Raw genomic sequence first — 16768 nt, 5'->3', positions numbered from 1 at the left:
GGCGGATGGATCAGGAATCACGGTCTGAGTTGCTGAAGCGACTGGCGGATGAGTCGTTTGCGTTTGATGGCACCGCCAGCGATCCAGAGCGCAATTGCTGGCTGGTGGTGCATCGGCACATCCATGGTGTGCTTCCCAGTGAATACGACATCCGGGAAATTGATGAAGCGCTCTACCTCGAGGTGCTTGAGGAGCGGAGGGCTCTTTCGGCCGGTTGAGGCCCCGGGCCGTTGATCAGCGGGGCAATGGCCGGCAGGGCGGATTCCCGCAGAAAGCGTGCTGCAGCGGCAGCCTGTTGCGCAGGATCGCGAGGGATTGTCAGCCGCTGAACTGAGCCCGGCATTGTGAACAGGGCGGTGGACTTCACCTTGGCGCCGGATCGTTGCTGCCGCAACTGCTGCCGCGCACAAAAAAGCCGCCCACTCGGGGCGGCTCGGCACAACAGGCGAGGGCTGAATCAGGCCCAGCCCTTCTGGCTCATCGACTCCACATAGGCAGCCACATCAGCGATGTCATCGGCGCTGAGCTTGCCGCCGAAGGCGGGCATGGCGTTCTTGCCGTTGGTCACCTGGTACTGGATGGCCTCTTCATGGCCAGCGCTGTAGTTGGCCAGGTAGGCCTCGAGGGCATCTTTCTTGAGGGTGCGCTCAGCGTTCACCACGTTGCCGCCGCCCATGTGGCAAGCAGCGCAGTTAGCGGAGAACACCTGAGCACCGTGGTCGGCGTCAGCGGCGAAGCTGGGGGCAGCACCCAGCACCAGCGCCAGGCAAAGGGCAATGACAGAGAGAAGACGGCGCATTGGAGCTCGTGCAACCTGGCCAAATTAGAAGGCCACTGTTCCCTGTGTGCGGGATGCTGCAGAGGTTCGCAACATTTGAAACGTCTGCCGCCGTCAGGGTTGCTAGCCCTTGGGGTTAACCCCGATGGGGAAGCCCGGCGTCTTCAAACACCGCTTCAAGCGTGGGGGCGTGGCTCACCAGGCCAAAGCGCTCCGGCGGGCTGATCGGGTCGTGCACAAAGTGGCGCTGGCGGATCGAGAACCGATCCCAGGCATTCACCTCTATGCGCAGGAGTTTGATCAGCCCTTCGATCAGCCAGCCCTGCAAGTCCACCCCCACCGGTGGCAGCCAGCTGCGGCGCCAGCGGCAGAGCCGTTTCACCGTGTCATTCACGGTGACGGCGGGTTGGCCGAGCACCAAACGCCGCACCGCACCTTGACCCAATTCGGGATTGGCTTGGTGGGGGTTGGTGGCTAAGTGCACGCACACCCGCGCGATGTCAGCGGCATGAATGAAGTGGAACGAGGCATCGGCCCGCAACCATTTGGCCAGCCACAGCCAACGGGCGCCTTCTTTGAGGCCTTCGGTGAGATAGCTGGTGGGGAAGGGGCCGCCGCGATCCACCCGACCTCCGAACACCAGGGTGGGGAACACCGCCACAATCCGCTCGGCCAGCGGGTGCTGCTCAAGTTCTCCCAGGCACTGGGCCTTGGTTTGGATGTATTCGGTGCCGTAGGCCATCGCCTCCGGCAACAGCTCCAGATCTCGGTTGAGGATGCTGGCTGTGGAGAAGTACACCACCTGCTCCAGCACGGCCGGATTGGTGGCGGCCAGCATCTGCTTCACCGCCACCACATTCACCTGCTGGGCCCGTTCGGGATCGCCCCAGGCCGTGGCTGTGTGAATGATGCGCGTGGCTGAGGCGATGGCGGCGCGATGGGGGTCGGGATCGCGCAGGTCGCCTACCAGCAAGGTGATGCGCGGATGCTCAGCCGGAACCGCTGTGAGCTTGGCGGGATCCCGCAGCCAGAGCAGCAGTTGGGCGTCGGTTTCCCGCAGCAGTTGCTCAGCGATGTGCTGACCAACGCAGCCGGAGGCGCCGGTGATCAGGATCCGGGCTGGCGACGCCTGCGGGCTCAAGCGGCAGCTCCGAGGCGCTCCATCACGCTCTTACCGGCTTCAAAGAAGAACTGACCGTTCTCTTCCGGTGTGCCGGGCAGGATGCCGTGGCCCAGGTTGAGGATGTGCTTACGGCCGCGGGCTTTGCGCACGGTGTCATCGATGCGGGCCTGGATCGCTTCTTTGCTGCCGAACAGCAGGCCGGGGTCCACATTGCCCTGCACGCCCACGTGCTCCGGCAGGCGTGCCAGGCCCTCGGCCATGTCCACGGTCCAGTCGAGCGACACGATGTCGACGCCGGTGCGGGCCATCCGCTCAATCACACCAGCGCTGCCGGAGATGTAGAGGATGAAGGGGGTGTCGGGGTGGGTTTGCTTCACCAGATCCACCACCTTCTTCTGATACGGAGCCGCAAAGGTGTCGTAATCAGCGGGGCTGAGCTGGCCGGCCCAGGAATCGAACATCTGCACCACCTGGGCGCCGGAATCGATCTGGTAGCGCAGGTAAGCGGCGATTGATTCGGCGAAGTGATCGAGCAGCTTGTGCAGCAGTTCGGGCTCACGGAAGGCCATGGCCTTGATCACCGCGTAGTTCTTGCTGCTCTTGCCTTCCACCACGTAGGCAGCCAGGGTCCAGGGGGCTCCCACAAAACCGAGCACCGCGGCCTGGTTGCCGACGGCGCTGCGCAGACGGGTGAGCACCTCACCCACAAACGGCATGCTCTCGGCGGGGTTCAGGGGGCGCAGGGCCTCCACCTGGGCCATCGAGCGGATCGGGTCGTGAATCAGCGGGCCCTTGCTCTCGACGATGTCGAAATTGATGCCCATGCCCGGCAGGGGCGTGAGGATGTCTGAGAAGAGGATCACGCCATCGGGCTTGAACGCCTCGAAGGGCTGCATCGAGATCTCAAAGGAGAGATCCGGATTCTCGGAGCGTTCGCGGAAGCCGGGATGACGGTCGCGCAGGTCGCGGTAGACCTTCATGTAGCGACCGGCCTGGCGCATCATCCAGACCGGGGGCCGCTCCACCTGCTCACCTCGGGCGGCGCGCAGCAGCAGGGGGGCGGTTTCGGTCATGAACGATGGGGACGCGAAGCGCGAACCTACCCGAGCGAACCCCCGATCGAGGCCTTCCAGCCGCTGGGTTCTGCCGCTTCGTCACGAACTTCAGCGTCGCGTTCCTGGCTGCGCTGTTCGTCCCGATGGAACACCAGCACCGAGAGGGGGGGCAGGCAGAGGTCGAGGGAGTGCTCATAGCCGTGAATGCCCCATTCATCGGTGAACTTGCCCCCGAGGTTGCCCAGGTTGCTACCGCCGTAGCGCTCGGAATCGGTGTTGAACACTTCGGTGTAGAAGCCGCTCATCGGCACGCCGATCCGGTAGTGGGAGTGGCTTTGGGGGGTGAAGTTGGCCACCACCACCACCCAGCGGCCCGTGGTGCTTTCGCGGCGCATGAAGCTGATCACGGAGTGGCGGTTGTCGTTGCAATCGATCCACTGGAAGCCGTAATCGCTGAAATCGTCGCCCCAGAGGGCCCGCTCCGACTTGTAGAACACGTTCAGGTCGTCGACCAGGCGTTGCAGGCCCTGGTGCGGTTCGTACTGGAGCAGCTCCCACTCCAGATCGCCCCACACGTTCCATTCGCCGCGCTGGCCGAATTCCATCCCCATAAAGATGGTCTTCTTGCCCGGGTGGGTCCACATGTAGGCCAGCAGAGCCCGCACATTGGCGAACTTCTGCCAGTCATCACCCGGCATTTTGTGCAGCAGGTTGCTCTTGCCGTGCACCACCTCGTCGTGGCTGAGGGCGAGCATGAAGTTCTCGGTGTAGGCGTACCAGATCGAGAACGTCACATTGTTCTGGTGGAACTGGCGGAACCACGGATCCAGCTCGAAGTAATCGAGCATGTCGTGCATCCAACCCATGTTCCATTTGAGATTGAAACCCAGGCCGCCCATGTCGGTGGGCTTGGTCACCATCGGCCAGGTGGTGGATTCCTCGGCAATTGAGAGGGCACCGGGGAAGTGCTGGAACAGCACGTGGTTGGCCTGCTGCAGGAAGCGCACGGCCTCCGTGTTTTCGCGGCCGCCGTGCTCATTGGGGATCCACTCGCCGTCGGGGCGTAGGTAGTCGCGGTAGAGCATCGAGGCCACCGCATCGACGCGGATGCCATCGATGTGGAATTGCTCGAACCAATACACCAGGTTCGCCACGAGGAAGTTGCGAACCTCGTTGCGGCTGTAGTTGAAGATCAGCGTGCCCCATTCCTTGTGCTCGCCGATGCGCGGATCGGCGTGCTCATAGAGATGGGCGCCATCAAAGAAGGCCAGGCCGTGGGCGTCCTTGGGGAAGTGGCCCGGCACCCAATCAAGAATCACGCCGATGCCTTCGGCGTGGCAACGGTCCACGAAGGCGCGGAATTCATCGGGGCTGCCGAAACGGCTGGTGGGGGCGTACCAGCCGGTGACTTGATAACCCCAGGATCCATCAAACGGATGCTCCGACAGGGGCATCAGCTCGATGTGGGTAAAGCCCCGAGCCTTCACGTAGGGGATGACCCGATCCGCCAGTTCCGGATAAGTGAGCAGTCGGGCGCCGGGCTTGAGATCGGCGGCGGGCACAGGCGGGCGCGCCGTGCCATCAGGCTCGATGTAGGGCTGATCCGCACTGGCATGCATCCAGCTGCCCAGATGCATCTCGTACACCGAGATGGGCTGATCGAGCGGATTGCTGCTGTCGCGTTCCTGCATCCAACCCTGGTCACCCCATTGGTAGCCGGCCAGGGCCTCAACAATCGAACCGTTGTTGGGGCGCACCTCATGGCGGAAGCCGTAGGGGTCAGCCTTCTGGTAGCAGTGCCCCTCCTGGGTGCGGATTTCGTACTTGTAGATCTCACCGGCCTTCAGGCCGGGGATGAACAGTTCCCAGCAGCCGCCGAGGCGGGCCTGCATGGGGTGGTGACGCCCATCCCAGCTGTTGAAGTTCCCCAGGAGCGACACGCTGCGGGCATTGGGTGCCCACAGGCAGAACATCACGCCGGCGACGCCGTTGCGGGTCACCACATGGGCGCCCATGCGTTCCCAGATGTGGTGATGGTTCCCTTCGGCGAACAGATGGCGATCCATCTCGCCCATCCATTCCTCGCGGAAGGCCCACGGGTCGTGGCTGACATGCTCGATGCCGCCGCGCAGCACATGCACCTGATAACCGCTGCCGGGATCGTGGGGCAGTTCAGCCTCAAAGATCCAGGGGTGATGGGGTGTGGTCATCGGCATCGCCGTGCCACCCGTCATCAACTCAACCCGTTCGGCCTCAGGCATCCACACCCGCACGGCCCAATGCCCGTTGTCGAGGGGTTGGGGACCCAGCACCGCAAACGGGTGGTCATGCCGGCATTCCGCCAGGCGCTGGGCATCGTCCACCATCCAGTCGAGCTGAGCCAGCACAGGCTTGAGTGCAAAAGCGTGGCTGGGAGCTTAAGGCCGTTTTTCCTTCGCCGATCAGCTCGGTGAGGCGGGGTTCTCAGGGAAGTCCACGCCGGTGATCTGGTTCTCGCTGTTGAGGATCACGTAGATGTTGTCGGTGAGCCGGTTGAAGTGCACGTTCACGAGCACGAGGCGGGTGTCAGGCGTGGTTTCCGCCTCCACGGCCCGGCCCACCTTCACGAAGGTGCCGGTTTCACGCTGCAGCTCCAGCCATTTGCTTTGCAGCACCGCTGGGGTGAGCTCCTCCTGCACGCCTGGGCTGAGGAAACTCTGGGCCGTAATGAAGTTGCCCGTGCTCACGGCCTGCACGAATTGCAGGGCCACCGTGCTGCTGGCGTCGTCGGCGCGGTCGATGTAATAACGCTCGATCTTGCCGGTGCTGTTCAACACCATGAACACCACGCGCTTGCCGGCTTTAGTGGTGAGCTCCGCCTCCACCGTGCTGCCGCTCATGCCGCTGCGCACGCTCAGCAGCTCATAGCTGAGCACCTTGGGCTGGGTGCGCATCGTGGCCGCGATCATCGACGGGCTGGTGACCGCCTGCATCTCGGGAGAGAACTGGGCAAAGCGGGCCTGAGCGTTGCCGCTCTTCACGGCGTTGAGGATGCGGATCGCGGCGGCCCGGGCCTGCTCCACGGAGAGGGCGCTGCCGCTGGAGGCTGTGCTGCTCGCCTTGGGTTGAGCGTGTGCCAGGGGCGGTAGCGCAGCAGCTCCGAGCAGGCTGGTGGCCAGCAGAGCCGGCAGGGCGGGGCGCAGCAGGCGCAGCATTACAGCGTTTGAGAGTGGGCCTCAGTTTGCCCCAACCATCGGCTTGATGCTGAGGTTCCCCGCGCGCAGCTGCAGCGTCACGCTGATCACCCGATGCTGCGGGCCGGCGGGACCCCGGGGTAGCGAACCATCCCCCGGATTCACGGCGATCTGGGGCCAGGCCGCCAGGCCAATCGAGAGACGCAGCTTGTCGCCCGGTTTCAGTGTGAGCAGGAGGGGCTGCAGCTCCACGCTGCGAGGAGCCATGGATCGGCACATGTCGCCAAGCCAGCGGGCCACGCCAGTGCTGCATTGGCGCACCTGGCCATCGGCCTGCACCACCGACACAGCCGCACACAGATCGAAGCCTGGCTGATCAGCCATTGCCTCCAGCACGAGCCTCGGCTGCCCCTGCAGTTGCAGCGGCTGCTCCAGCGCGTCGCTGGTGAAGCAGGCCACGTCGGTGCGTTGGTCGAGGTCGGTGCGCAGCACAATCCCGGCATCGAGTCCGAGATGGCCGCCGCGGCCTGGCAGTGGGCGCCAGGGATCGTGCACCAGGCTCAGCTCACCGCTGCCCATGGGCTGGCCTGATGGGCACAGCATCAGCTCTCCTTCTTCACCATCCACCGCCGCCAATCCCGTGCTGCGGAGCCACCAGCGCTGTGTGCTGCATGCCGCCGGCTCGGCCGCCAGCCACTCACCCGTGCCGCTGTCTTGCAGCGCGGTGTGGATGCTGAGCCTCTGCTGCAGGGGCTGCTCCGATGGCTCCTCGCTGGATTCCTCATCCATCAGATGCCGGCGGAAGAAGGCGAGTTGCAACCTGTCGAGGCCGCCATTCCAGTGGAGATGGCTCCAGGCGCCGATCCGCAGCCATGGCTGGCTACCGGCAGCACATGCCCGCTCCCAGAGGTCCAGCACGCCCAGGAGGTGGGGATCGTGCCAGCCGCCGATCAACAGCATCGGCTTGCGCCACAGCGCGGCCGGTGGTTTATGCACCCGCCAGCCTTCGCTTCGGGCGGGGTCGAGCTGGAACCAGCTCGCGGCCATGCCGTCGGGATCGAGTCGTTGCAGCAAGGCCAGCCCTTCGCCCAGAAACTGGCCGCTCTCGAGGCTGCGCCGGATCTCGCGCCAGCCCTCGCTGTCGCCGCGCCGTTGGCAGGCCTGGGCCGCCAACTGCAGCCCCCACCCCAACCCCAGGGCCCACCAGTGACATCCGCCTTCGCTGGCCCAATGGCGTCGTTCATCCAGGCCGGCCATGGCGGGCGCCAGGGCATCCGGCAGGTGATGGTCTTCAGCCAGAAGCAGCTGGGTGAGCCCTTGATAGGAGAAGCCGTAACTGCCAACGCGACCGTTGCACCAGGTCTGGGCGCGAATCCAGGCCAGGGTGCAATGTCCATCGGGCGCTTCCTGGCGGAAGCCCTGAAACTGGCCTTCGGAGTCGCCTCGGCCCCTCACGTCTTGCACCACCACGGCGAAGCCGTGCTGTGCGTACCACTGGGGATGGGCGTAGGTGACTGTGGAGGCAATGGCGCGCCCGTAGGGCTGCCGCATCAACAACACCGGCCATGGGCCGGAGCCGTCAGGTGTCCAGATCCGGCAGCGCAACCGCAGCCCATCTGATGTCACGACCCATTGGTCGTTCGCCCGGGGGGCGCTCACGTCAGCGCACGTCGGGGCAATAGAGACCCACCACGTAGGTGGACAGGATTTCAGCGTCGGTGTTGCTGAGCCCCTGGCGCGCAGCGATCTGTGCCACGGCCTGGGGCGAGGTGTAGGAGAGCCCCTTGGCGTTCAAGGCCTTGAGTTCCGAGCAGAGAGCTTTCGCTCGCTGGGGGTTGTTCTTCACCGATTCCAACAGCGGTGAATTCGCTAGAGCCGGCATGGCCAGGCCGAGGGCGAGGGCCAGCCCTGCGCCGCTGAGGCGGATTGGGGTCATGGCAGGAGGCGTTGGCGCCAGTGTTCTCTCTCCATTTCAAGGAGATGCCTGCGGCGTGCAGGTCCCTTGGGGTCACTTCCCCGAGCGACTGGTGTGCTGTTGGGCCCGCTGAATCCAGCGGCGCACTGTGCTGGCGTCGATTCGGGCCAGTGCCATGCCGGTGAGTGAACGCTCCAGCCGCCCCAGTTGGGTGAGCAGCTGTTGTGGTGAGGCCTCCGCCAAGCCTCGGCTGGAGGCGATGCCGGCATAGAGCAACAGCGCCGCTTCATGGGGTTCCAGCGCCAGCTCCACCACCAGCTGGGCCTGGCCGCGCAATTTCCGCAGCTGGCGCTCCAGAGCGCCGCCCTGGCTGGAGAGCACCCGCAGATGGGCATCGCTCAAGGCCGCCAGCTCCTCCCAGCTGGTCACCCCGTTCTGCCGCAGCACCTTCTCTTCTTTCTGAAAGTGCTTGGGCAATGGGCCCACAGAGCGGCTCAAGCTTCTGTCATCCCTGCAGGATCACGCTGCCATCCTCCAAGTTGCGGATGGCGGTGGCCAGCACCTTGGGGGTATCGGTGCCCGGAGCGGTGGCCTCCACGCGGCGCAGGCGCACCTCCACCTGCTGGGTGCCCCGGCCGCTGCCCCGCAGGTTGAGGGCCACCTGCTGCACGGATGGTCCGAAGGCTTCCGGCGCGAGATCGGCGGGAGCGGCGGCCACCACCAGATCGGAGCCGTTGTCGAACACCACCGGCACGCTCACCGCCCCATCCACCAACTGGCGCGGGGCATAGCTCACGGCGAATGCCAGGCACGAGAGCGAGAGCAGCACCGTGAAGCTGGTCACGCCCACCAGGCGGAAGCGAATCCCCCAGCGCACCACGAAGGCCACCACCGTGAGCAGCAGCAGCGCAGCGGATGCGATCCCCAGCCACTCGCCGGCGGTGAGCAGCAGGGGATCAGCGCGCATGGGGGCTCGGCGGTTCGAAAGATCACCTTTATATTGCGGCCTGCTCAGCCGCTGAGACCCACGGGCCGCCGGATCCGCCGATCCTTTCGCCGATCAGGCCGCCCTGTTGGCGCAACACCGCTGGCCGCAACCAGGCCGGTGCTGATTGGCGCTGGCTGTGGCTTGATCGGCCTCGCGAGCGTGGGGTGGTTCGCGGCCGATCGGCTCGTTGGGCGTCTGTACAGCGAGCGACGCCCCTGGTTGGAGCAGCTCGTGAGCGGCGTGATGGGCCAGCCCCTGGAGCTGGGCCCCTACCGCGGCTTGCGTCCCTTGGGATTGGCGGCCGGGCGCAGCCGTTTTGTGCCCGTGCCCCAGAACCCATCCAGCGTGGATGCTGAGGCGGTTGAGCTGGCCGTGGATCCCTTGGGGAGCCTGCTCCAGCGCGCCCTTGTGCTGCAGATCAAGGTGTTGCGCCCCAGCGTGCAGCTGCGCCGCAATGCTCGAGGCGCCTTCTGGGAGTTGCCCAGCCAGAGGCCGGGCCGTGAACCACCGCGGGTGGCCCTGCGCATTCAGGTGCCTCAACCCGGTGAAGCTGTACTGCACAGTGCTGCCCACCAGGCCACGGCGGCGATCCCGTTCACGGTGCGCGGTGAGGCGGACTTACCGCTCTGGCGACGCCAGGTGGATGTGCGCGGCACGGTTGTTCCCAGGGCTGGCGGATCGCTGCCGTTTGCGCTCGATGCCAACTGGCAGGCGCGCCATTGGCGGCTGCAACTCAAACCCCAGCAGCTGCCGCTTCAGCCCCTGATGCCTCTGCTGCCGGTTGGCGTGCAGGGCCAACTGGTCGGTCGCTTGGATGGCCGTGTGGAGGGTGAGCTGCAACTGCAGCGGAGCTCTGGTGTGGGCAGCTGCTCCGGCGGTTTACGCGCCACTGCGGTGCGCTGGCGTCCCCAGGGCGTGGCCGATGTGCTCACCGCGGAGAGCTTGCCGTTCCAATGCCACAGCGGCGGGCTGCGATTGGCTGCATCGCCTGTGGCTTGGGGGCTGTGGCGTGGACGCCTTCAGGGTCAGTTGGCCTTGCCCAAGGGCGTGCTGGAGCTGCAGCTGAAGGCTCGCAATGCGAGAGCTGGTCATCAGTTGCAGGCCCAGTTGCGTGGTCCCTGGCAGCGGCCCGACCTGAACCTTTCAGCTGCTTGGCAGGGGCTGCGATGGGGCCAGCGTGCAGCCGAGCCGCTACGGCTCGAATCGTTGATCACGATTCGTTCCCAGCCCTCCCTGAAGGTGGCGGTGCCGCGCCTGGTTCTTCGCTACGGCGACACCAGCCTCCGGGCGGTCGGAGCGCTCTGGCCGAAGCTGCAGCTCCGCACAGGGGCTGTGCAGATCGGTCGTGATCTCAAGCCCGTGCTGGCTCCGCTGCTCGGAGCGGCCCCCCAGCTCAGTGCCTCCCTGCAGCAAGAGGGTGGTTGGAATCGCCCTCAGCTGCAGCTGGATCTGCGCCAACAGGCCAATCCGTTGCTCGGCGACTGGCTGGCAACGCTGCGGTTGCAACCGCGCCTGCTGGATCTGCAGCGCTTCCAATCGCCCTTTTTGGATGCATCTGGGCGGCTGCCTCTCAGCTCGCAGGCCGGCGCAGGCTGGCGTGCCGGTTCGCTCCAGCTCGAGCTTGATCTGAAGCGCTATCCCCTGGAGCGGCTCAGCGCCCTGCTCGGAACACGCTTGCGCGGCCATCTGGATGCCTGGGGAACGGTGCAAGGCCCCTTGCAGGCCCTGAAACCCAACCTTGATGTGCTGGTGCGTGATCCAGGAGTGGGCCCTCTGCAGCTCCTCGAGAGCTGGCGGGGGGTGCTTCAGGGCGGCCACGCCGGTGGCGGCAGCCTGGCTCTGGAGGCTTTGGCTCCCGCCGAGCCCGGTCAGCTGGAGGCTCAGTTGGATCGCCGTTGGTTGCCCTCAGCGGTGAGCCTGCGCCGTTCCGGCGGCGCGCTGCGCTTTTCAGGAGATCCCCGCCGCTACACCTGGAGTGCGGAAGCCTTTCCCTTGGGCGGGCTGCAATTCGCCCTGGGGCCCAGTGGCCGCTTTCAACCGCTGGGTGGCGCGTTGAGCGGCACCGGACAGTTGGATCTCCAGCCGCTGTGGATCAGCGCTGCCATCCGCTTGGAGCGCCCGCAGCTGCTGGGGGTCTATGGCCGCAGCTTCAGCGCCACTGGCACTTACCGGCAGGGCCGCTACAGCGCTCAAGGCAGCTGGCAAGGTGAGCAAGACGACAGCGTCGCCCTGCGCTTGCGCGGTGAGCAGGGCGGACGGCTCTGGGCCCGTTTTGAAGCCCGTCGTTTCGGTGCCCAAACCCTGCAAGAGCTCCGGCGCTCTGCATCGCTCTGGCGCCTGGGCCCGCCCCGTTGGAGCGGCTCCGCTGCGGATCTCCAGGGCTTGGCCATCAACACCTTGGGCCTCAGCCTCAACGATCAGTTGCAGGCGTTGGATCTGGCGCAGCAGCAGCTCACCGCTGCGCTGCAGAGCCAGCGCAGCGCTGCTGACCGCCTGGATCCCCGCCAGTTGCAAGCCCTGGTGGATGCGGATCTCACCTTGATGGGCCCCTCCATCAACCAGCTCTCGCTCGACCTGCAGGCCAGTGGCCATGTCTGGCTGCGCGGTAGCGATCGCGATCAGGCTCTCACCACAGCTCCTCTTGCGCTCAGCCTGCAGGGCCCCCTCGGCGGTCCCACCAGCTTCTCGGTGGAGCATCTCCCCCTGGCGTTGCTGGCCTTGTTCACCACCGTGCCCGACGGCCTCACCGGTGGTCTGGCGGCAAAGGGTCGGTATGCGCTCGGGGATGGACGGCGCCGGCCCGAACTGCAGGTGGCTCTGGCGCTGCAGGATGCCTCCCTGGCTGGTCAACCCCTGCGGCTGGAGCGCGGTGATCTGGCGCTGGAGAACGGCAATCTCAACCTCGATTGGTCGCTGCGCAGCGATGGAGCGGCCAACAGCATTGATCTTAAAGGCACGGTGCCGCTGCAGCCGTCCGGCGATGAGCTGGAGCTGCGGGTGGCCAGCCGCGGCGATGGCTTGCAGTTCCTCTCGGTGCTGGGGGGACCAGGGTTGCAATGGCAGGCGGGCAGCGCCGACCTGCAGTTGCTCGTGCGGGGTTCTCTCCAGGCTCCCGTGGCCAACGGATTCTTGCGTTTCCGCAATGGGGTGCTCCAGGTGGCAGGGCAGACGATGCGCGAGCTGGAGGCCACGGTTCTCTTCGATTTCAGTGAGCTCGAGCTTCAGCAGCTCACCGCCCGTGTCGGGGAGAAGGGGCAGATCAGCGGCAGCGGTCAACTCGGCTTGATCAATCCGGTGCTGCAGCCCCAGCGCGTTCTCACCCTGCAGTTCCAACAAGCGCCCTTCAAGCTGCCCCGGATGCAGGCGGTGGCCACCGGCGCCGTGCTGGTCGATGGTTCGTTGCTCCAACCGGAACTTGGGGGAGAGCTGCAGATCAGCAGCGGCAGCCTCAATGTGCAACCGGGCCAGCTCGCCACGGAAGCCGAGCCCACCAAGCCCGTCAGCGTGCGCGAACTCGTGGAAGAGCGCTGGGACTTCCAAGAACCCCTGCTGGTGATGGGGCAGCAGCTGGAGAGCTCCGCCAGCCGTGATCTGCGCGAGGCGGTGCCCAACCTGCCCTTCCTGCGCTTCAACGCCCTGCGGCTGCGCCTCGGCCCTGACCTGAAGGTGGGTGTGCCCAACGTGCTGAATTTCAACACCGGTGGATTGCTCACCCTGCGCGGGGCCTTGGATCCCTCCCTGCAGGTGAGCGGTGTGGTGCGTCTGCTCAATGGCCGGCTCAGCCTGTTCACCACCAACTTCAGCCTCGATCCCGATGCCCCCAACGTGGCGGTGTTCACCCCGAGCCTCGGGTTGATTCCCTACGTCGATATCGCCCTGCGGACCCGCGTGTCCGACACGCTGGTGGCCAACGAAGCCAACCGTTCCAATCTCTACGACTGGAATGTGAATGCCCCGGCCAATTCCATCGATCAGTTGCGGCTGGTGAAGGTGCGGGTGGAGGCCTCTGGCCCCGCTGATCGCCTGGCGGACAACATCCGCCTCACCAGTTCTCCCCCCTTGCCCCAGGAGCGCTTGGTGGCCTTGATCGGCGGCAACTCCCTGGTGGGCCTGGCGGGGGGCAATGCCGGTGCGGCCCTGGCCACCGTGCTGGGTCAGTCGCTGCTCTCGCCGGTGGTGGGAGGGCTCAGTGATGCCTTTGGTCAGCGGCTCACCTTTGCCCTCTACCCCACCTACTTCGCGCCGGAAGAGGTGGTGCCTTCTGAAAATCGATCCCGCCGTCTTCCCTCGCAGTTGGTGTTGGGCTCCGAGATCGGCCTCGATGTCACCGAGCGCTTCAATTTCTCCGTGTTGGCAGCCCCCAACCGCAGCGATATCCCGCCGCAGGTCACGCTGCGCTATCAGGCCAGTGATCGGGTGGGTGTGCAGACCTCGATCGACACCCAGGGCCGCTGGCAGAGCCAGTTGCAGCTGCTCTTCCGCTTCTAAGTTGCTGCGATGGCCCAGTTGATCGGCGTGGATCTGGGCGGCACCGCGATCAAGCTGGGCCGCTTCAGCCTGGATGGAGAGCTGCTGGCGGAGTTGGAGGTGCCAACGCCGCAGCCGACCATGCCTGGTGCCGTGGTGATCGCCATTGTGGAGGCGGTGCAGCAGCTCGATCCCGAGCGGCTGGCTTCCTGTGTGGGGCTGGGGTTGCCGGGGCCGATGGATGCGGCGGGTCGTGTGGCGCGGGTGTGCATCAACTTGCCGGGCTGGGAGCAGGTCCCGCTGGCGGAATGGCTGGAGCCGCAGCTTCAGCGGCGCGTCACTCTGGCCAACGATGGCAATTGCGCCGTGGTGGGCGAAGCCTGGCAGGGCGCCGCCAGGGGCTACCAAGACGTGCTGTTGCTCACGCTCGGTACGGGCGTGGGTGGAGGTGTGTTGCTGGGTGGCCGCCTGTTCACGGGTAATGGCGGTGCGGCGGCAGAGCCAGGCCTGATCTGCATTGATCCGGAAGGCCCGCCCTGCAACAGCGGTAACCGTGGATCCCTGGAGCAGTTCTGCAGCATCGGCGCCTTGGCCCGCCAGTCGTCCTTGACGCCCCACGAGCTTTGCCAGCGGGCGGATGCGGGTGATCCAGAAGCCCTGGCGATCTGGCAGTGCTATGGGCGCCACCTGGGGGTGGGGCTCAGTTCATTGATCTATGTGCTCACACCCGAGTTGGTGTTGATCGGGGGCGGCCTGAGTGCGGCGAGCCACCATTTCCTGCCGAGTGCTCTGGAGGAGGTGGAGCATCGGGTGCAGCGTGAGAGCCGCCAGGGGCTCGAGATCCGCCGTTGCGCCCTGGGCAACGGGGCCGGTCGCCTCGGTGCCGCCCGCTTGGCCCTCGATCGGCTGCTCCACGTTTAACCAGCCACTCAACACCTGGCTGGGATGATGCGCCCAGTGCCCGCTGCGCCTGTGAGCGTTCCTGATCCCACCCCTGATCTGCTGCAACGGGCCGCCGCCGTGCGGCAGGCCGCCATGGCCCTGGGTCGCCTCAGCGATCAGCAACGCCGCCAGGCGGTGGAGGCGATGGCCGCGGCGTTGGAAGCTGCGGCGGATCAGATCGTGGCGGCCAATCAAGCCGACCTCGATGCGGCCGCGGCTGATGGCCTGGCTCCAGCGCTGGTGGGACGCCTGAAGCTCGATGCCGGCAAGCTGGCCGGCGCGATCGAAGGGGTGCGCCAGGTGGCGCAACTTCCCGACCCCCTGGGTGTGCGCCAGCTGCACCGCGAACTCGATCAAGGCTTGGTGCTCGAGCGCATCAGCGTGCCTCTGGGGGTGCTCGGGGTGATCTTCGAGGCCCGCCCTGATGCGGTGATGCAGATCGCATCGCTGGCAATCCGCTCCGGTAACGGCGCCATGCTCAAGGGCGGCCGGGAAGCGAGCCGCAGCTGCGCAGCCATCCTCGAGGCCCTGCGCGCCGGCCTGGCCACCAGTGCCGTTGATCCGCAGGCCTTGGAGCTGCTTACCTCCCGCGAGGAGAGTCTTGGCCTGCTCAAGCTCGATGGGCTGGTGGATCTGATCATTCCCCGCGGCTCCAATGAGCTGGTGCGCTTCATTCAGGACAACACCCGCATTCCGGTGCTGGGCCATGCCGATGGCATCTGCCATCTGTATGTCGACCGCGAGGTGGAGATCGATCAGGCGGTGCGCATCGCCATTGATGCGAAAACCCAATACCCCGCTGCCTGCAACGCGATCGAAACCCTGCTGCTGCATGAGCAGAGCGCAGCGGCGTTTCTGGCGGCAGCGCTGCCGGCCTTTGCCGCCGCTGGCGTGGAGCTGCGCGGCGATGCCGCCTGCCTGGCTTTGGGTGTCAGCCATGGGGCCAATGACGACGACTGGCGCCGTGAATACTCCGACCTCGTTCTCGCCGTGAGGGTGGTGGAATCCCTGGATCAGGCGCTCGAGCACATCCGGAGGTACGGATCGCGCCATACCGAAGCGATCTGCACCACCAATGCCAACACCGCGGAGACGTTCCTGCGCAGCGTTGACAGTGCCGGCGTGTATGCCAACTGCTCCACGCGCTTTGCTGATGGCTTCCGCTACGGCTTTGGCGCCGAGGTGGGCATTTCCACCCAAACCTTGCCGCCGCGCGGGCCCGTGGGGTTGGAGGGGTTGGTCACCTATCGCTACCTGATGCGCGGTGACGGCCACATCGCTGCCGACTATGCCTCTGGTGAGCGCAGCTTCACCCACCGCGATCGACCCCTGTGAGTGCGTCTGCCGATCGGGTGGTTGTGCGTGGTCTCCGGCTCTGGGCCCATGTGGGGGTGTTGGAACACGAGCGCCAAATGGGCCAGTGGTTTGAGCTGGATTTCAGTCTGGGCTGGGACTTAACAGCCGCCGCGGTTGCCGACGATCTGAGCCAGACCCTCGACTACAGCCGGGCGATTCAGGCGCTGCAGCTTCAGGCCCGCGGCCTGCGCTGCCTCACCCTTGAACACTGGAGTGATCGGATTCTTCAGGTGTTGGAAGACCTTTACGGACCGGTGCCGATCTGGCTGGAATTGCGTAAATGTCAGGCCCCAGTGCCTGGATTCTCCGGCATCGTGGCGGTGCAACGCTCTCGGCGCTGGTTGCCATGACCCGTCCGCTTGTGCTGTTGCATGGGCTCTGGGATACGCCACGGTTGTTTCGCGGTCTTGAAGCGGAGTTGTTGCGCCGCAGCCCTTCGCTGGAGCTGTATGCCCCCCACCTGCCCCATCGGCTCGGGATGGTGCCGATCCGTGAGTTGGCTTCCCAGCTGGCCTCGTTGCTCGAAGCACGCTTTGGACCCGAGCAGGAGCTGGATCTGTTTGGGTTTTCGATGGGCGGTGTGATTGGACGTACCTGGTTACAGGAGCACGGTGGTTGGCGGCGCACACGTCGGTTTGTCTGCCTAGGAAGCCCTCAAAACGGCACCCTCGCCGCCCAGCTCGTGCCCAGGCGTTGGTTTGCAGGCATCGCCGACATGAAGATCGGCAGTGCCCTGTTGCGTGATCTACGCAGTCAAGCGTTGCTGCTCGATGGCCTGGAGTGCCACAGCCTCTTCACGGCCACCGATCTCACGGTGGTGCCCGGCTGGCGGGCGGTGTTGCCGCTGGGGTCACGCCAGCAGCTGCCGGTGTGGACCCACCGGCAGCTGATCGTGCATCCCCGGGCCATTGGTGCGGTTTCGGATCTGCTGTTGGCTCCCGATGCCGCCCAACAGGCCGGCGCTTGATTGC

The 16768-nt window shown here is 65.8% G+C and carries 15 protein-coding genes; 6 read left to right on the top strand and 9 right to left on the bottom strand.

Features of this window, described 5'->3' with window-relative positions:
• The first annotated feature begins 5 nt into the window (after positions 1-5).
• The gene (locus CB0101_RS03930; RefSeq protein WP_010307447.1) at positions 6-218 is read left to right on the top strand and encodes a hypothetical protein; all 213 of its coding nucleotides are present in this window, start codon (positions 6-8) and stop codon (positions 216-218) included.
• 239 nt (positions 219-457) lie between these two features.
• Here the strand turns inward: CB0101_RS03930 and CB0101_RS03925 are convergent, their stop codons facing one another.
• The 9 genes from CB0101_RS03925 to CB0101_RS03885 all read right to left on the bottom strand — a co-directional run bounded on the left by CB0101_RS03925 (position 458) and on the right by CB0101_RS03885 (position 9011).
• Entirely contained in the window at positions 458-799 is a 342-nt protein-coding gene (locus tag CB0101_RS03925) for a c-type cytochrome (protein WP_010307448.1), read from the bottom strand.
• A 115-nt stretch (positions 800-914) separates the two neighbouring features.
• On the bottom strand, positions 915-1919 hold the full coding sequence (locus CB0101_RS03920; RefSeq protein WP_010307449.1) for an NAD(P)-dependent oxidoreductase: 1005 nt from the start codon (positions 1917-1919) through the stop codon (positions 915-917).
• Positions 1916-2974, bottom strand: a complete 1059-nt coding sequence (gene hemE / locus CB0101_RS03915; RefSeq protein WP_010307450.1) for a uroporphyrinogen decarboxylase — start codon at positions 2972-2974, stop codon at positions 1916-1918. Before hemE ends, CB0101_RS03920 begins: the two co-directional genes overlap by 4 nt.
• Before the next feature lie 26 nt (positions 2975-3000).
• Entirely contained in the window at positions 3001-5322 is a 2322-nt protein-coding gene (gene glgB / locus CB0101_RS03910) for a 1,4-alpha-glucan branching protein GlgB (RefSeq protein ID WP_050778766.1), read from the bottom strand.
• Between the two features lie 75 nt (positions 5323-5397).
• Entirely contained in the window at positions 5398-6150 is a 753-nt protein-coding gene (locus tag CB0101_RS03905) for a DUF3887 domain-containing protein (RefSeq protein ID WP_010307462.1), read from the bottom strand.
• Between the two features lie 21 nt (positions 6151-6171).
• The gene (locus CB0101_RS03900; RefSeq protein ID WP_029552909.1) at positions 6172-7788 is read right to left on the bottom strand and encodes a CocE/NonD family hydrolase; all 1617 of its coding nucleotides are present in this window, start codon (positions 7786-7788) and stop codon (positions 6172-6174) included.
• 1 nt (position 7789) lies between these two features.
• The gene (locus tag CB0101_RS03895; RefSeq protein ID WP_010307467.1) at positions 7790-8065 is read right to left on the bottom strand and encodes a hypothetical protein; all 276 of its coding nucleotides are present in this window, start codon (positions 8063-8065) and stop codon (positions 7790-7792) included.
• Positions 8066-8137: 72 nt separating this feature from the next.
• Complete coding sequence (locus CB0101_RS03890) at positions 8138-8542, bottom strand: DUF4332 domain-containing protein (RefSeq protein WP_043717396.1); 405 nt, start codon at positions 8540-8542, stop codon at positions 8138-8140.
• Between the two features lie 7 nt (positions 8543-8549).
• Complete coding sequence (locus CB0101_RS03885; protein ID WP_010307472.1) at positions 8550-9011, bottom strand: DUF2518 family protein; 462 nt, start codon at positions 9009-9011, stop codon at positions 8550-8552.
• A 162-nt stretch (positions 9012-9173) separates the two neighbouring features.
• Between CB0101_RS03885 and CB0101_RS03880 the strand changes: the two genes are divergently transcribed.
• The 5 genes from CB0101_RS03880 to CB0101_RS03860 are packed head-to-tail and all read left to right on the top strand — an operon-like array spanning position 9174 to position 16764.
• Complete coding sequence (locus CB0101_RS03880) at positions 9174-13520, top strand: translocation/assembly module TamB (RefSeq protein WP_168187933.1); 4347 nt, start codon at positions 9174-9176, stop codon at positions 13518-13520.
• Between the two features lie 9 nt (positions 13521-13529).
• Complete coding sequence (locus CB0101_RS03875; RefSeq protein WP_010307475.1) at positions 13530-14420, top strand: ROK family protein; 891 nt, start codon at positions 13530-13532, stop codon at positions 14418-14420.
• 24 nt (positions 14421-14444) lie between these two features.
• A complete protein-coding gene (locus tag CB0101_RS03870) occupies positions 14445-15776 on the top strand; it encodes a glutamate-5-semialdehyde dehydrogenase (protein ID WP_010307477.1) in 1332 nt (443 codons plus the stop codon).
• Entirely contained in the window at positions 15773-16147 is a 375-nt protein-coding gene (gene folB, locus CB0101_RS03865; RefSeq protein WP_010307487.1) for a dihydroneopterin aldolase, read from the top strand. Before CB0101_RS03870 ends, folB begins: the two co-directional genes overlap by 4 nt.
• The gene (locus CB0101_RS03860; protein ID WP_010307490.1) at positions 16144-16764 is read left to right on the top strand and encodes a triacylglycerol lipase; all 621 of its coding nucleotides are present in this window, start codon (positions 16144-16146) and stop codon (positions 16762-16764) included. Before folB ends, CB0101_RS03860 begins: the two co-directional genes overlap by 4 nt.
• Positions 16765-16768 lie beyond the last annotated feature (4 nt).

It is taken from the genome of Synechococcus sp. CB0101 (assembly GCF_000179235.2).
GTDB lineage: Bacteria > Cyanobacteriota > Cyanobacteriia > PCC-6307 > Cyanobiaceae > Vulcanococcus.
Note: the sequence above shows the minus strand (reverse complement) of the source record. Positions and strands in the feature narration are given on the sequence as shown.

Coding starts and splice junctions, on each gene's coding strand:
- CB0101_RS03930 (WP_010307447.1), top strand. CDS start 6: ATGGATCAGGAATCACGGTCTGAGTTGCTGAAGCGACTGGCGGATGAG.
- CB0101_RS03925 (WP_010307448.1), bottom strand. CDS start 799: ATGCGCCGTCTTCTCTCTGTCATTGCCCTTTGCCTGGCGCTGGTGCTG.
- hemE (WP_010307450.1), bottom strand. CDS start 2,974: ATGACCGAAACCGCCCCCCTGCTGCTGCGCGCCGCCCGAGGTGAGCAG.
- glgB (WP_050778766.1), bottom strand. CDS start 5,322: ATGGTGGACGATGCCCAGCGCCTGGCGGAATGCCGGCATGACCACCCG.
- CB0101_RS03905 (WP_010307462.1), bottom strand. CDS start 6,150: ATGCTGCGCCTGCTGCGCCCCGCCCTGCCGGCTCTGCTGGCCACCAGC.
- CB0101_RS03895 (WP_010307467.1), bottom strand. CDS start 8,065: ATGACCCCAATCCGCCTCAGCGGCGCAGGGCTGGCCCTCGCCCTCGGC.
- CB0101_RS03885 (WP_010307472.1), bottom strand. CDS start 9,011: ATGCGCGCTGATCCCCTGCTGCTCACCGCCGGCGAGTGGCTGGGGATC.
- CB0101_RS03875 (WP_010307475.1), top strand. CDS start 13,530: ATGGCCCAGTTGATCGGCGTGGATCTGGGCGGCACCGCGATCAAGCTG.
- CB0101_RS03870 (WP_010307477.1), top strand. CDS start 14,445: ATGATGCGCCCAGTGCCCGCTGCGCCTGTGAGCGTTCCTGATCCCACC.
- CB0101_RS03860 (WP_010307490.1), top strand. CDS start 16,144: ATGACCCGTCCGCTTGTGCTGTTGCATGGGCTCTGGGATACGCCACGG.